The sequence below is a fragment of the Kordiimonas sediminis genome (assembly GCF_014656395.1).
Taxonomy (GTDB): Bacteria; Pseudomonadota; Alphaproteobacteria; order Sphingomonadales; family Kordiimonadaceae; genus Kordiimonas_A; species Kordiimonas_A sediminis.
On record NZ_BNCI01000002.1, the window covers coordinates 485,505 to 499,803 of the forward strand.

A 14,299-nucleotide genomic window follows, 5' to 3' on the forward strand; every position below is an offset into this window, starting at 1 on the left:
TATTGATACAATATAACACTAGTGGCTTGGTTTTGCCAATGCAAACTTTAGTTGTGTACCTAAAGAGTTTTCAAGTAGAAACAAGGTAAACACTGATCTTAAAAGTAGAAAAACAATGCGTTATTGTCCAATTTGTCCGATAAAAACTAACTTTTAAGGCAATAATTGCACTTTTCCCCTTTATATTCTGTCGCTCTAGGGATACAAATAGGGCCTTGGGGGTCTATTACAGAGGTTCAAGTAATGCCAGACCCAATAGATGCCGCCGTAGGCAGAGAAGTAGCCAAACATCGCAAACGCAGTGGTTACACACAAGCGCAGATTGGAGACTTTCTTGGTCTCACTTTCCAGCAAATTCAAAAATATGAAAAAGGCGTCAATCGCATTTCGGCAGGTAAGTTGATGCGTTTAGCAAATCTGTTTGGTGTGCGTGTTGAAGTATTTTTTGCGACTGTGAATACACCAGAGGAAGAAAAAGAAATTAGCCGCCAGGAAGCGAAAGAGTTGGCTAACTACTATATGATGCTTAGTCCGAAAATGCAGAAAGAGATGACGCGCTTTGTAAAAGCCCTTGCTAACGAATAATCGCCTCGTTTACATACCCAGAGGTGTGTGCCGATTATTCGAGGTTGACTGGTTTATGAAGAAGCGTCTTCGAGTGCCTACTATAGCTAGAATTCTTTTAGGTCTTCTGTTGAGCGGTTTTGCCGCTCAAGCAGAAGATAAGGCAAGCCCTCAATTAACTTTATATACCGTCGAAAACTCTCCCTTTTCTTATATTGATGAACAGACAGGTTCTTTTACAGGGGCAGGGCATGATGTGTTGATGCGTCTTCTTAAGGAAACGGGTATCACCTATTCGGTTGCTATCAGCGATTTGCCTTTCAAGAGGCTATTACGCAAAATAGAAACCTCGGACAACACCTGCTTTTTTGTCTTGAACAGAACTAAAAGCAGAGAAGACCGTTATCAGTGGGTTGGTCCTCTGGTCTCAGGCGGATGGGCTTTTTATAAAAGACCAGGATCTGATGTACAGGTTGCTTCTTTTGAAGATCTGAAAAAATATGTCATTACGGGGCTTCAGTTCACAGCACCGATTGTTGCCCTTCAGAATGAAGGGATCGATGTACTGGATCGTCCGACCAACGCGGACGCGCTGAAATTAATCGCTGCGGGGCGTGCAGATTTGATATTAGGCGGAGTGGTCGATATTCCCGTACGATTGAAAGAGCATGGGTACCCGCAGATGGAGCTGGCCTATCACTGGAAAGTTTCACAATTAAGTTTGGGGTGTTCGCTGACAACTGACAAGGCTTTAATTGACGCCCTGAACACTGCGAATACACCGCTCACTGCTTACCGCGCAGCCGTTCTGAAAGAGTATGTTGACGCTGTAAAAGTTTCAGACCAACCCAACTAGTTTAGGGCTTTATCAATTTTCTGACCGTATTTTCCAGTCGGGACAGCCTGTCTTCCTGCGCAATAACCAGCCCCCCAAACAGGTCAATGATTGATTGAATATCAAGTGCATCCCGGATCATGTCCAGATCGGCATATTCTTTGTCTTTATCTGTGAAGCATGGGGCGCCACCAAAAGCAAGGTCGGACAGTTTATCGTTTTCTGCCTGAAAGTAGGTTCGGATTTGGTCTCTGATTTCAGGGGACAAGATGGTGCGTTTCTCGGATTTTTTGCCGCCTTGCGCAACAACTTCACTAGCAACAATCTGATCCGAAATAGACTGTCTTGGCTTGAACTTGTTTAGTTCAATCATAATGGCGAGATTTTCAGGGGAGAGACTTACATTGACCTGTCTGTCCGGAATAGAGAGGCCGTCAAGTGATGTACCCATCATGTTGCAAAAAGTGTCGAAAATATTCTCTTGTGGATACCGGCAGACTGAAATGTTCGACTGTCCAACGATTTTTCCCAGATTTTCGGCATAAGATCCATAGTGCAGATGCTCAATGGTTTTATAAGGGGCATCGGCAAAATACTGGACAGGCTTCTGGGTTTGGTGGTGGCGTTTAACGCGCTGAATATAATAGGATTCCAGATACGACGCCTGTTCCCGTACGCACATAAGGATGTGAAGTTGAAACCCTGCCTTTGATAAAAAGTCTTTGAAACGGGTCATGTCTGTGCGGTTTACATCACAGAAAAACTCACTGGATAGCAAAGCCGCCTTTGTATCAAGTGATTGAAGCTTGTGCTGCAGGTCACTGAAGATTGCTTTTCGTTTGTTCGCAAGGGACATTTCATGGCCGGACGGCAGCAAGGAACGAGCAACGAAAGCGCCATTGCCAGCCGTGATTTTACCTTGCCTCGCCTGATCAATTAATCCTAGCGGCAGGTAAGTGATACCACGGGCCTGCAGAGCGTGCATGTTTTGTGCAAAAAACACCTGCAAAGCAGTCGTGCCGGTTTTGTAGGGGCCGATATGTAGGAAAAATGTCTTCATGCCAATGTGCCAGTATATTATGCGTATCTATCGTTGTGCATATCAGGCGTTATGGCATAGATCAACTATCCATACTGCCAATGATCAGCATTATGTTACGGACATTTTGCCTAGGGAAGCTTAGTTCCGACGCTGGATTAAGCTGTTTCAGTATCAGCATGTTATTATGCCAGCCGACATATTCCTTGATAAGGCCAGCATGGTCACTGGTTTCCACCAGTACGTAGCGCCCTGGGATCAGCTTCTTCCTTGGGTCAATATAGACAAGGTCACCAGGGCGGTATTTGGGTTCCATTGATGAGCCAGTGACATAAACCGCAAAAGCATCCCTGGCGGTTGCGAGACTGGGTGGGCGGTATGTCCAGTCAATTGGTGTTTCTTCCACGATGGCATTGCCGATACCGCCAGCTGCGCGGCCCAGTATGGGCAGGGATTTATCTTTTGAAAAGCCAAGGGAAAAGCTTTCCCGTGATAGGACACTATAATCATGCCCTGAATTCTTTAATAGGCTGCTGTTCATGTGGGATTGCTGCTGCACTGTTTTCTCCAATGTTCATGTTATGTTCTATTTTAACGTGCGTGACGCTGGATTCAATGTTTATATTTTTGGGTCTTGCAGATGGTTTGGCGCGAAGTGGCATGTGGCTTGCAGTGTATGGAAGGGAATTAGTAGGCGCTCACGTCGTTTGTGGGTGCTGTTTACGGTAAATAGTGAAGGCAACATGCTGATTAATATAGATAAAAAAGAAATTCTTGAGCGGGCTGGCGTGTATGTCTTCATACGAACCTGCCGGGCATCTATTGCAGGGCTTTTCTGTTTGCCGGTAGTTTTTGCCGCGCGTTGCCTACGTGGTTTTGGCTCTGGAAACGACGGAGCAAGAGTACAGTTTGAAATTATCGGGGGGCAACCATGTCATCTCTGAACGCCATTCTGAATACGTCACTAACGGGTCTTTTCACCAGCCAGGAATCACTGCGTGTCACATCGAATAACATTGCGAATGTTAATACGCCTGATTATGCCCGCCTGAAAGTTAGTCAGGCTGCGACCGTTCTACAGGGAGAATCTGTTGGTGTTCAGGTAACAGAGATCACCCGTATCGTAGATGAATTTCTGATGACAGCCCTCAGGAATGCAAATTCTGCCACGGGTGAATTTGAGATTCAGGCAGAGTTCCATGACCGTATTCAAGGCATTTTAGGGAAGCCGGAATCAGAGAGTTCTTTTTCTGCACAGTTAGAGCAAGTCTATGCTGCGATTGCGGAACTCACACTTAACCCGTCTGACGCACTGCGCCGGCAGCAAATGATGTCGGAGATGACCAGCTTCTTGCAGCATATGGACCAGCTTGCTGGACAGATACAGGATCTCCGCGCGGAGGCTAGTGATAAAATCTCGGAAAGTGTTGATTTTGCCAATGATGCGCTGGTGCGTATCAGCGAGTTGAACCCGCTTCTGGCGCGTGCTTATGCGACCGGTGACGAGACAGGCGGCCTTGAAGGCCTGATGGATCAGGCGCTGTCTGAACTATCGAATTATATGGACATTACGATCAATCGCCAGTCTAACGGTACCGTCTGGGTAAGTAGTGCCTCGGGTATTACGCTGGTGGATACAGGGTTGTCGCAATTAAAGTATTCGTCCCCCGGTATCGTCAGTTCCGAGACATCATTTCCGTCAATTACGTCTTTTAAGGTGGATAAAAACACTCTTGAGCCGCTCTCTAACGAAATTGATATGACAACGCATATACGGTCCGGTCGTATTCGTGGACTGATGGACCTGCGCGACGACCAACTTGTTGACTTGTCTCTTTCATTGGGGGAGATGGCGGCCCGCGTTAAAGATCAGTTTAATGCAGTCCATAACCAATTCTCATCTACGCCGCCGCTTAATACTTTAACCGGTAAGCAGACATTCCTGAACGGGACAGATGCACCTGGGTTTACCGGCATTGCAACATTTGCGGTTGCTGATGCGAATGGTGATCTGGTTGCCAAAACTATAGTAGACTTTGATACAGCCCCTCCTGCCGATATGAACGCACTGGTCACGCAGATTAATGCGGGCCTTGGCGGGGCAGGGACAGTGTCGTTTACAAATGGGGTCTTGTCTTTTACCGCAACTGACCCATCACATGGGGCCGTCATTGCCGATAGTGATACCGCGCCTACGGACCGTGGGGGGCGTGGTTTCAGTCATTTCTTTGGCATGAACGATCTGATTTTATCAGATAGCGAGGGGATTTATGAAACGGGCCTGACAGGGACTGAGGCTCATAATATGACCGCTGGGGAGACAATGAACTTCAGCGTTTATGACAACACTGGTCGCGAGCTTACGAACATCACCGTTAATGTGACCGGCACGACCTACAATGACATGATCGCGGAACTGAATAATGTCGCGGGTCTTGGCGCATATTTCAGTTTTAGTTTGGATTCAAAGGGTGCGCTGCAGTGGAACGAAACTGCGAACTATGACGGGCTGCGCCTTGATGTCCGGTCTGACTCTACCAATGCCGGGTCCACAGGCATGGGCTTCACACAAATATTTGGGATGGACCCATCCGCACATGCACGCGCGGCTCAGAATTTGACAATCCGGCGTGATGTCTTTGAGAACCCCGGTTTGATGTCTATTGGTAAATTTGACCATACAGCAGCTGTTGGATCCCAGGTTCTGACGCCAGGAGATCAGCGAGGCGCTCTTGCTTTCCAGGATATTGAAACAAAGTTTGTTGATTTCGCGTCAGCAGGAGAGCTGAAAAACACCAATGCGACATTAAGTCAGTATGTGGCCCGGTTCCTTGGTAACGCAGGGCAGATGGCGACCAGAGCAGCAAACCAGCAGGCAGATAATGGTGCGCTTCGAACTGAATTAAGTCAGAAAAACGCAGATGTGTCCGGCGTGAATATGGATGAAGAACTGGCAAATCTGATCGTGTATCAGAATGCTTACAATGCCGCTGCCAGAATGCTTTCAAGTGTGCAGGAGCTCTATGATGCTCTGCTGCAGGCTGTATAGGGAGAAGTAAGATGGGACGTATATCCAGCTTTGGCCAACAGCAAACCATGGTCCAGAGCCTGATGAATAATCAGGAGCGTGTTTTTGACGGGCAGCGCAAAATTGCGACCGGCAAAAAAACGGATGAGTATGCAGGTCTGGGCAGTGACACAGGTACTGTCCTTGGATCGCGGGCCTTTAAAAGTCGTATCGAAGCCTATCAGTCAACAATTACAAAAGTACGCGGGAAGCTGGATGCGAATGATGTTCAGTTGGGCGGTATGATTGATTCAGTAGAGTCGCTAAAGGATAATATCCTGTCGGCTTTATCGTCTAATCAGGCGGAAGGTTTTTCCGAGGTTCTAAACCAGACGTTTAAGTTTGTTGTGAATTCACTTAATACAAATTTTGACAGTGGGTATCTATTTGGTGGCGTTAAAACCGGAACACGCCCGGTTAATGTCTCGGAACTGGCTGATCTGTCAGCGTTGCCTGCAATTTCAGACGGGTTTGACAACGGTACTCTGGCGTTTGAGGCGCGGGTTGCGGACGGCGTTGATCTGGAATTTGGAATTTTGGCATCTGACGTAGCAACTGAACTTTTTACGATCATCAAGGACCTGTATGACTTTGATCAAGGCCCTTCTGGTCCCCTGCAGGGCGAAATGGACAGCACCCAGTTTTCTTTTTTGCAGACAGAGCTGGGGAATTTAACCAATGCTATCGACGGCATGCGTCAGATACAGATGAATAATGGTCTGATTTACGAAAGAATTGACGTGGTGAATGAACAACACGCCGATACAAATGTATTTCTGGAAACATTCATTGCAGAGATTGAAGATGTTGATATGGCCGAAGTGGTTACACGCCTGAATAATGATCAGGTGGCACTGGAAGCGTCTTATCAAGCGGTGGGCTCTTTGTCTCAGTTGACGCTTCTGCGCTTTTTATAGAAACGATAGGCAATATAAAGTTCATTGTACCGGCGTCAAAGCAGTGCTTTGGCGCCGTTTCTATGCCTAATCTACGTACCTTTCCTTGTGACTTTCCTCCGTGGCATTTTTAGCACGACTTAATTCGGTAATGGCTATGTAACTGAACGCTAACAATTTTGTTATCCCGCTGAAATGTAATTTCAACAGCATGCGCGCGACCAAGCACTGCAACCATGAATAAGCAGTGTGGGTTTTGAAATTATTTATTTATGGGAAACGGAAATGTCTTCGAACACACTTAAAATAATGATGATGAGCGCCTGTAGTGTGCTTGCCATGTCAAACGCAGTTTTGGCAGAGGAACCAACAGCGGAAATGGAAAGTTATGAATCCATGGCTGATGTGGAAGAGATTGTGGTGTCTGCACGGGCTACAACTTTTGCTAATAACGGCACAGACACGGTTATGAAAGATCAGCAGCCTGATGCAGCAAGTGTACTGGCAGTGGTGAATAATCTGCCAGGTCTGTTCGTAGCAGAAGGGGCGACATTTGGCGGGGATGACTGGTCAACTACACTGTCGGTTCGTGGTTTTACTGTCAGTTTGTCGGAACAACAGGTTGGCATGACCATTGATGGATTACCAAACGGCAATTCAAACTATGGTGGTGGTGCGAAGGCGAACCGTTATATTGATACTGAAAACCTTGCCCGTGCTGAGGTTTCGCAGGGTACGGCCGATATTGCATCTCCCTCGCACGAAGCACTGGGTGGCACGATCAATTTCGTGACCAACAATCCGCATGAAGATCAGCGTTTCTGGGCTGGTTTAACCATGGGGGAAAATAATGCCGAACGCTATTTTGTACGGTATGACACCGGTGAGTTTGCAGAAGGTACGCGTGCCTATCTAAGTTATTCAAATCAGCATACAGATGCGTGGATCGGTGATGCGGGCGGCGCAGACCGGGATCACTTCACTGCGAAGATCGTATCAGAACAAGATGACTGGTTATTCACAGGCCGTTTGTCATGGGATGATACGTGGGAAAATAACTATCAGCGGATTTCCCTCGACCAGTTTGAAGAAGACCCGGACTGGGACCGTCTAACGGATGAGATCACAGGTATCCCGTATATAGACCAGGCTTACCGGCCGGGCTGGGGCACGCTGCGTGAAAACTGGTTCGCATATGTGAAAGCGGAATATTCTGGTGAGAAACTCGATTTCACAATTGCGCCCTATTATCACGACAATAAAGGTCGCGGTGACTGGACCCCGCCGTACCTTGTACAGGTTGCGGGTGGTGATGTTCAGTCAAATGGAACTATTTATGGTGGTTCTTTTATTGGCCAGACTTTCTTTACGGACAGCAGTGGTGCACCACTTGATATGATTGACGGCTGCACGTCCACGCTGACATTCCCATATGGTGGCGGGGCGCCGGTGAATAACCCTGCCTGTTATGTGACTGGCGCCACACCGGTTGGTTCTTACCGTCACACACACTACGGCAAACAGCGGTTAGGGGTCACTGCGGATGCTGCATACCGTTTGTCAGAGAATAATACCCTGCGTGTAGGTGCATGGTGGGAGCAGACAGACCGTAATGAATACCGTGATTGGCACAAGGTAACTGACTCTCGCATCGGGATCACATTTGATAATATCGCCTACTGGCGTCAGTACGACCGTGATTTTGAAACAGATACTTTGATGCTGTATGCAGAGGACACGATGAAAGTTGGTGACTTCACTCTGCGTGGCGGGATCAAAAAGTTTCTGGTCGACCTGACGCGTGTCGATAATTTCGATACAAGTAATGAACTTGAGCTGAGCTCAGATTCTGATCTTCTTTTCACAGCGGGCGCGCTCTATGAAGTGAATGAAAATCTTGAATTTTTTGCAGGCTTCTCTCAGAACTTTGCAGCAATCAAGGATGGTATCATCGAGGGTGGAGCAAATGTGGTTAACCCACAAGTACCTGACCTGGAAGGTGAAACAGCAGATAACTACGACTTAGGCATTCGCTTCTCTAACGAGTGGCTGCGGGCAACGGTAACGGCTTATTATATCAAGTTTGATAACCGCATTACCTTCGTGTCCTCAGGCGACGGTGTTAGCGGTGTTGATTATCTGGAAGAGGGCGAAGGTGCGTACCTGAACGTGGGCGGCATTGAATCCAAGGGTCTGGAGGCCAGTCTTTCTGCTGATTTTGCTGACTACTTTAACTTCTACAGCTCTTTGACGCTTAATTCGTCGGAATATACCGAGACAATCGGTAATGTTGTCGAAGGCAATAAAGTGGCTCTGGCACCTGAGTTTCAGCTTGTTGGCACGCTTAGTTATTTCAAGGACGGTGTCCGTGCGGGTGTCTCAGCAAAACACGTTGGTAGCCGTTATGGTGACTTTGCTAATGAGCAGGAGCTTGGTGCATACACTCTGCTTGATGCGTGGATTGGTTATACCCTTGCAGAAGATGCAATTCCTGGCATTTCTTCCATAGATATCAGTCTGAACATCACAAACCTGACGGACAAAAGGTATCTTGGTGGTGGAACACCGGGTTCCTACTTCCTGGGAGCGGAGCGTCAGGCGACTGCAAACCTGACGATGAAGTTTTAGGGTCGTTTTAAAGATCGGGCGAATGGCTGCGGCTGTTCGCCTTTCTTTTTGTATGTTGGAGAGTTGGAATGCTGAATAGACGTGAAACATTAAAATTGCTGGGTGTGACAGGGCTTGCAAGTGCCGCTGCTTCTGGCTTGGCAAGTGACGCTGCTTCGCCTGCAGTCGCGGGCGATAGCAGTGCGAAGCTACAAGCCAGTGCCTCTGGGAATACTGTCTCCCGCATACTATTTGGTTCTTGCGCGCATCAGGACAAAGAGCAACCAATCTGGGGCCCAATCAATGCGCTGGAGCCAGATTTGTTCATTATGCTGGGCGATAATATCTATGGGGATACCCGGGATATGAAACTTTTATCGTCAAAGTACCAAAAGCTGGCTGATAAACCCGGTTTTAAGGAGCTACGCGGCCGCACACCGTTGATTGCTACGTGGGATGATCATGATTACGGCGAAAATGATGCTGGCTATGACTATCCTATGAAAGAACAGTCTAAAGAATTGTTTCTGGATTTCTTTGAGGAGCCTGAAGATAGTCCAAGGCGTAGAAAAGATGACGGTATCTATACCTCCTATATGTATGGGGAAGGGGATACCGCGGTCCAGGTTATTCTCCTTGATCTGCGGTGGAACCGAACACCCATTTCTCATGTATCAGCCAAGGAAGCCAAACGGCGAGATCAAATGGGGTTTGGGCCCTATGTGCCTTTACTTGATCCTTCGTCAACCATTCTTGGGGAAAAGCAGTGGCAGTGGCTTGAAGCAGAACTGCAAAAGCCAGCACGCCTCAGAGTGATTGGATCAAGCCTTCAGTTCATCTCGACATTTCCAGGATGGGAAGCTTGGAGCCTGTTTCCGCGGGAAAGGCAACGCTTAATCTCTTTAATTGATCAGACGCAGGCTGACGGTGTTGTCTTTATCAGTGGGGATACACACTGGGCGGAAATATCCTGTCAGACAGAGAAATGCCCTTATCCCTTGTATGATTTTACATCGAGCGGTTTGACCGAGACTTGGCATAATATGAGCCCAAATGTATATCGCCTGCCGGGCTGTTTATATACTGAAGCGAATTTTGGAGTAATAGAGATCGACTGGACTGTTCCTGATCCGCACATTGTTCTTCAGGCGCGAGATGTAAACGGCAGGCCGATATTTGAAAAGTCAATTCTCCTGAGCCAGTTGGCAGCTCAAAGATAAGATCGCCTGGTTGGGCAACCTTGAAAGGAATGCTGGTTCAGGTGGAAGGCTGCATTGATATGCCTTGAATGACAGGCAGCTGTTGTTGACCTTGAAGGGAAATTCTGTACATTCTGCCACAAATATTCAGGGAGAAACTGAATGCCAATTTCGGCAGAGGATTTTAAACAGGGTATGCGCCGCCTCGGTGGTGCTGTTAATATTGTCACAACATCATGCGATGGTGTCTGGTACGGTTTGACTGCAACGGCAGTGACGTCCCTTACCGCTGAGCCGCCGCGGTTGCTTTGCTGTGTTAACCGGCAGGGGGCTACATATGGCGCTATCTCTAAATCCAGAAATCTGTGTGTGAATGTTCTAAGTACAGAACATAAGGATCTGGCGATGATTTTTGCCGGGATGTCGGGTGAATCTGAAACCGAGCGTTTTACCAAGGGTACGTGGGCCGCTGGGTCAACCGGTGCACCGCGCTTAGTGGGTGCGATGGCGAGTTTTGAATGCACGGTGGAGAGTATTCTCGATTCTGGCAGTCATGGTATTGTTATTGGTAGTATCGAGGGGCTGGATACCTCGGGCGAGGAGATTAATGACCCTTTGTGTTATCTGGATGGTGCCTGGGCGACAATGACCCAAGTGTAAAACCTTACAATAAGGCGATAAATAGCAAGTATTCATACATGTACTTTCCTGAAATCAACTGAAGATATTGTCTGAATTCTTCTGATGTTTTCTTTTGAAAGGGTACTTGGAATGAATTTGGTCGAAGAAATTAGCAAAAAAATACAAAAAAAGTGTTAAGGCAGAATCACTAAATATAGACTCTGCGAATCATTTAGATTCGATATCTAGTGTTTTGTAACTATTTCTTTACCTTTCTTTTAAGGGTTTGTCGGTAAAATGTTGAATCGTCGATAAAAATCCGTATTCTGTTAATAGAAATGTTTTTTTGATTACCCGAAGAGAATCGTTTTGAGCATTTCCGCAGAAGGCAGGGCAGGAGAAAACGGTGAACGGATCGCAGCTAAAAGAGCTTTTGATATTGGCGCAGAGTAAATCCTCTGAGTCCCGTTCAAGGCTTGTTGAGAATATCACGGATTTGTTCCTGAGCGATCAGGGACGGTTAAGCGAACACGAACGTGCGCTGATGTCCGATATCCTGAGCAAGCTGATAGGGCAGGTAGAAGCCGATATACGGCGCGAGTTAGCCGAAGCCTTAGTCAAGTCCGGCGTGGACTTTCCCGATGTTGCCAAGATGCTGTCTAATGACGAGATTGAAATCGCACGCCCGCTTCTGGAGCGCAGCAAGCTGTTGACTGATCCTGATCTGATTGAGGTCATTCGCATGCGTACAGATGAACACCGTATGTCCATCACGATGCGGGAAGAATTATCAGAAAGCGTTACCAATGCCCTTATCGAATACGGTGGGGATGACGTTATTGAATCGCTGCTGAATAATCATGATGCAGCTATTTCAAGCCGTGCGATGGAATATCTGGTGTCTGAATCCCGGCGTGTTGACCGTTTTCAGGAGCCTTTGATCCGCCGTTCTGATTTGCCAGGTGATTTGGCATACCGCATGTATTGGTGGGTTTCCGCGGCGCTTAGAAAACAGATTATATCAGAATTTGATATTGACCCGGTCGTGCTGGAACAGGCCGTGAAGCGTGCAGCCAAGGCTGTGATGGTTGATAAAACATCCGAAGACAGTGCTTATGTAAAGGCTCAGAAGCTCGTACGCCGTATGCATGAAAATGGAGAACTAAGTATTCAGTTCCTGATTAATGCGCTGCGGCAACAGCGAATTGCCGTGTTTGTGGCAGGGCTGGCAGAGCTTGCAAACGTTGAATTTCAAACAGCGTGGCGCGTGTTTGCAGACCGCGGTGGTGAAAGTTTTGCGATTTTGGCCAAGGCTGTGGGAATTGACAGAAGCCAATTTACCAGCATCTTCCTGCTTGTTTCGCAGGCAAGAGAGGGCGGTACAGTAAAGTCGCCAGGGTTCCTGAAGGATATTCTGGCGTTGTTCGATAGTATCACAGAGGATAATGCCAAGGGGGCGTTGCAGGTCTGGCAACGGGATATGGCGTATCAGGCAGCTATAGAAGAACTGGAAAAAACCGGTTAAAGGCAGGGAGGCGAGGAACTATCCTCGCAGTAGGGATCGCACATGAGCGTGAAAACAGTACATGGTGAAAATAAGGTTGTTGATCTGTCGAAAAGACGTTCAGGCAACGCAGATGCGGCTTTTGGTGCCAGTATCAGTCGGGGGACTGAGCGTGCATTACCCGCCAACGAACAGGCGCTGGGCATACTGGACAAGCTTGTTGTTGATGACAGTCTGCCGCTATATGTAGCAGCGCTGGACGGTACGGTCATTCATATGAACGATCACTATTTCACGCTGGATTCACTTCTTGGGAATGTCAACCTCGTTGCGGGGCCTGCTAATGAAGCAACCGGGAAAAGAATTCCGTCCCTGCAGCCTGTGATCGAAGATGTGCTAGCGAACGACAGCACGGTTCGTGCAGAAGAAGTCGTCAATGTCGGTAGCGCAGAGCGTGTTTTCTTAGGGCGTCATATTCCGATCCGGAACGAGCAGGGTTCGATTGTCGCAGTTGCGGGAACATATGAAGATGTAACCCGTCAGGTGCGCGGCGTTGAAGAAGCACAGCGTACCCAGGCAATGTTTCAGGATTTTGCCCGGGCTAGTTCTGACTGGTTCTTCGAATGTGGTGATGACCTGAAAATCAGAACTCTGTCAGACAGATTTACTGCGATTGTAGGGCAACCATCATCTTTGTTTATCGGTTCGAAGTTTGAACAGTTTGGAAAGTTTGAGAAAAATCTGTCCGGTAAAAATGAGGGCAGTACTTCCATCGGCAACCGGAAGCCGTTTAGGGATCAGTTGTTTATTATCAGTGGTCCAGACGGTAAAAAACTGAAGTTTCATTTGTCTGGTGTGCCGGTATTTGACCGCAAAACTGGTGATTTTACCGGTTATCGCGGTGTAGGCATGGACGTAACCGACAGATATGTTCAGGCGGCAGAGGCCGAGAAAATTCGTGAAAATCTTGAGACGCTTTTGAAAGAGCTTACGCTTAAAAATATGGCGCTTGATGACGCGACTGAACAGGCTACAACTGCCTTGAAAGCGAAGAATGAGTTCCTGGCCGCGATGAGCCATGAATTGCGAACACCGCTTAATGCGATTATTGGATTTGCAGAATCCTTTGAAGGGCAGGCGTTTGGGCCACTGGACACTGTCTATATGAATTATGCCAAGGATATTCGAAATTCCGGGCAGCATTTGCTGGCTCTTATCAATGACATTCTTGATGTTGCCGTTGTAGAAAGCGGCGGGCTGACATTGCAGTTAGACAATCTGTATTTGTCTTCTGTACTGGAGAAAGCGGTGCATATGAATATCGATGCCGCCAGAAATAAGGGCCTTGATACCAGTCGGTTGGAAACTGATACTGATATCATGATCAATGCGGATGATCGGCGGACAACTCAGATTTTTGTTAACCTCCTATCCAATGCGATTAAGTTTACGCAGGAGGGCGGCGCTATTGGTATAGAGATTACCAAGAATACGACGAAGGGGCTGGCTTCAATCACCGTTTGGGATACAGGTGTTGGTATCGCAGAAGAGAACCAGCATAAAGTATTCGAAAAATTCCAGCAGGTTACTGACCATGTCTATTCCCGCAAGCAGGAAGGCACTGGTCTTGGGATGCATATTTCACAGCAATTGGCACGTAAAATGGGTGGCGATATTACTCTTGAAAGTATTGAGGGCGAAGGCAGCCGTTTCACGTTAACGATGCCACTCGCAGACAAGGCTTCTCTTGATGAAGATGATATGGATTTCATCTAGGATAATTTGCGTTTCTCTATCAAAATGGTCGTACAAATACCCCTAATCTGAATACAGATAGGGACGGGAAGGAAAGCTCTGGCATTATATGTCAGGGCTTTTCGTTTTTTACCTGTTGCGGGATGGATATCTTAGCACGTTTATTTGATAATTTTACGAGACTGAGAAGAAAAGGCCGGCCATCAGGCCGA

11 protein-coding genes are annotated in these 14,299 nt (G+C 47.4%); 9 read left to right on the top strand and 2 right to left on the bottom strand.

The window, feature by feature from the left end:
- Nucleotides 1-243: 243 nt before the first annotated feature.
- Both IE181_RS09860 and IE181_RS09865 read left to right on the top strand, forming a co-directional pair.
- Nucleotides 244-585 (top strand): helix-turn-helix domain-containing protein, encoded by a 342-nt coding sequence (locus IE181_RS09860; protein WP_191252462.1) that lies wholly within the window; start codon nucleotides 244-246, stop codon nucleotides 583-585.
- A gap of 55 nt (nucleotides 586-640) precedes the next feature.
- Nucleotides 641-1,420, top strand: coding sequence for a substrate-binding periplasmic protein (locus IE181_RS09865; RefSeq protein WP_191252464.1), 780 nt, complete (start codon nucleotides 641-643; stop codon nucleotides 1,418-1,420).
- 1 nt (nucleotide 1,421) lies between these two features.
- Here the strand turns inward: IE181_RS09865 and IE181_RS09870 are convergent, their stop codons facing one another.
- Both IE181_RS09870 and IE181_RS09875 read right to left on the bottom strand, forming a co-directional pair.
- Nucleotides 1,422-2,459: a hypothetical protein gene (locus IE181_RS09870; RefSeq protein ID WP_191252466.1), complete on the bottom strand. Its 1,038-nt coding sequence runs from the start codon at nucleotides 2,457-2,459 to the stop codon at nucleotides 1,422-1,424.
- A gap of 61 nt (nucleotides 2,460-2,520) precedes the next feature.
- On the bottom strand, nucleotides 2,521-2,997 hold the full coding sequence (locus tag IE181_RS09875; RefSeq protein WP_191252468.1) for a S24 family peptidase: 477 nt from the start codon (nucleotides 2,995-2,997) through the stop codon (nucleotides 2,521-2,523).
- Between the two features lie 372 nt (nucleotides 2,998-3,369).
- Here IE181_RS09875 and flgK point away from each other — a divergent pair, with 372 nt between their 5' ends.
- From flgK to IE181_RS09910, 7 genes are all read left to right on the top strand, one after another.
- On the top strand, nucleotides 3,370-5,487 hold the full coding sequence (flgK, locus tag IE181_RS09880; RefSeq protein WP_191252470.1) for a flagellar hook-associated protein FlgK: 2,118 nt from the start codon (nucleotides 3,370-3,372) through the stop codon (nucleotides 5,485-5,487).
- Between the two features lie 11 nt (nucleotides 5,488-5,498).
- A complete protein-coding gene (locus IE181_RS09885) occupies nucleotides 5,499-6,422 on the top strand; it encodes a flagellin N-terminal helical domain-containing protein (protein ID WP_191252472.1) in 924 nt (307 codons plus the stop codon).
- 264 nt (nucleotides 6,423-6,686) lie between these two features.
- Nucleotides 6,687-9,029, top strand: coding sequence for a TonB-dependent receptor domain-containing protein (locus IE181_RS09890; RefSeq protein WP_191252474.1), 2,343 nt, complete (start codon nucleotides 6,687-6,689; stop codon nucleotides 9,027-9,029).
- A 68-nt stretch (nucleotides 9,030-9,097) separates the two neighbouring features.
- Nucleotides 9,098-10,228: an alkaline phosphatase D family protein gene (locus IE181_RS09895; RefSeq protein WP_191252476.1), complete on the top strand. Its 1,131-nt coding sequence runs from the start codon at nucleotides 9,098-9,100 to the stop codon at nucleotides 10,226-10,228.
- A gap of 141 nt (nucleotides 10,229-10,369) precedes the next feature.
- Complete coding sequence (locus tag IE181_RS09900; RefSeq protein ID WP_191252478.1) at nucleotides 10,370-10,867, top strand: flavin reductase family protein; 498 nt, start codon at nucleotides 10,370-10,372, stop codon at nucleotides 10,865-10,867.
- A 367-nt stretch (nucleotides 10,868-11,234) separates the two neighbouring features.
- Nucleotides 11,235-12,353, top strand: coding sequence for a DUF2336 domain-containing protein (locus tag IE181_RS09905; RefSeq protein WP_191252480.1), 1,119 nt, complete (start codon nucleotides 11,235-11,237; stop codon nucleotides 12,351-12,353).
- A 42-nt stretch (nucleotides 12,354-12,395) separates the two neighbouring features.
- A complete protein-coding gene (locus IE181_RS09910; protein ID WP_191252489.1) occupies nucleotides 12,396-14,108 on the top strand; it encodes a sensor histidine kinase in 1,713 nt (570 codons plus the stop codon).
- Nucleotides 14,109-14,299 lie beyond the last annotated feature (191 nt).

Bases quoted from the DNA above. Each gene is read 5' to 3' on its own strand.
- IE181_RS09860 (WP_191252462.1), top strand. From the start codon at position 244: ATGCCAGACCCAATAGATGCCGCCGTAGGCAGAGAAGTAGCCAAACAT.
- IE181_RS09865 (WP_191252464.1), top strand. From the start codon at position 641: ATGAAGAAGCGTCTTCGAGTGCCTACTATAGCTAGAATTCTTTTAGGT.
- IE181_RS09870 (WP_191252466.1), bottom strand. From the start codon at position 2,459: ATGAAGACATTTTTCCTACATATCGGCCCCTACAAAACCGGCACGACT.
- flgK (WP_191252470.1), top strand. From the start codon at position 3,370: ATGTCATCTCTGAACGCCATTCTGAATACGTCACTAACGGGTCTTTTC.
- IE181_RS09885 (WP_191252472.1), top strand. From the start codon at position 5,499: ATGGGACGTATATCCAGCTTTGGCCAACAGCAAACCATGGTCCAGAGC.
- IE181_RS09890 (WP_191252474.1), top strand. From the start codon at position 6,687: ATGTCTTCGAACACACTTAAAATAATGATGATGAGCGCCTGTAGTGTG.
- IE181_RS09895 (WP_191252476.1), top strand. From the start codon at position 9,098: ATGCTGAATAGACGTGAAACATTAAAATTGCTGGGTGTGACAGGGCTT.
- IE181_RS09900 (WP_191252478.1), top strand. From the start codon at position 10,370: ATGCCAATTTCGGCAGAGGATTTTAAACAGGGTATGCGCCGCCTCGGT.
- IE181_RS09910 (WP_191252489.1), top strand. From the start codon at position 12,396: ATGAGCGTGAAAACAGTACATGGTGAAAATAAGGTTGTTGATCTGTCG.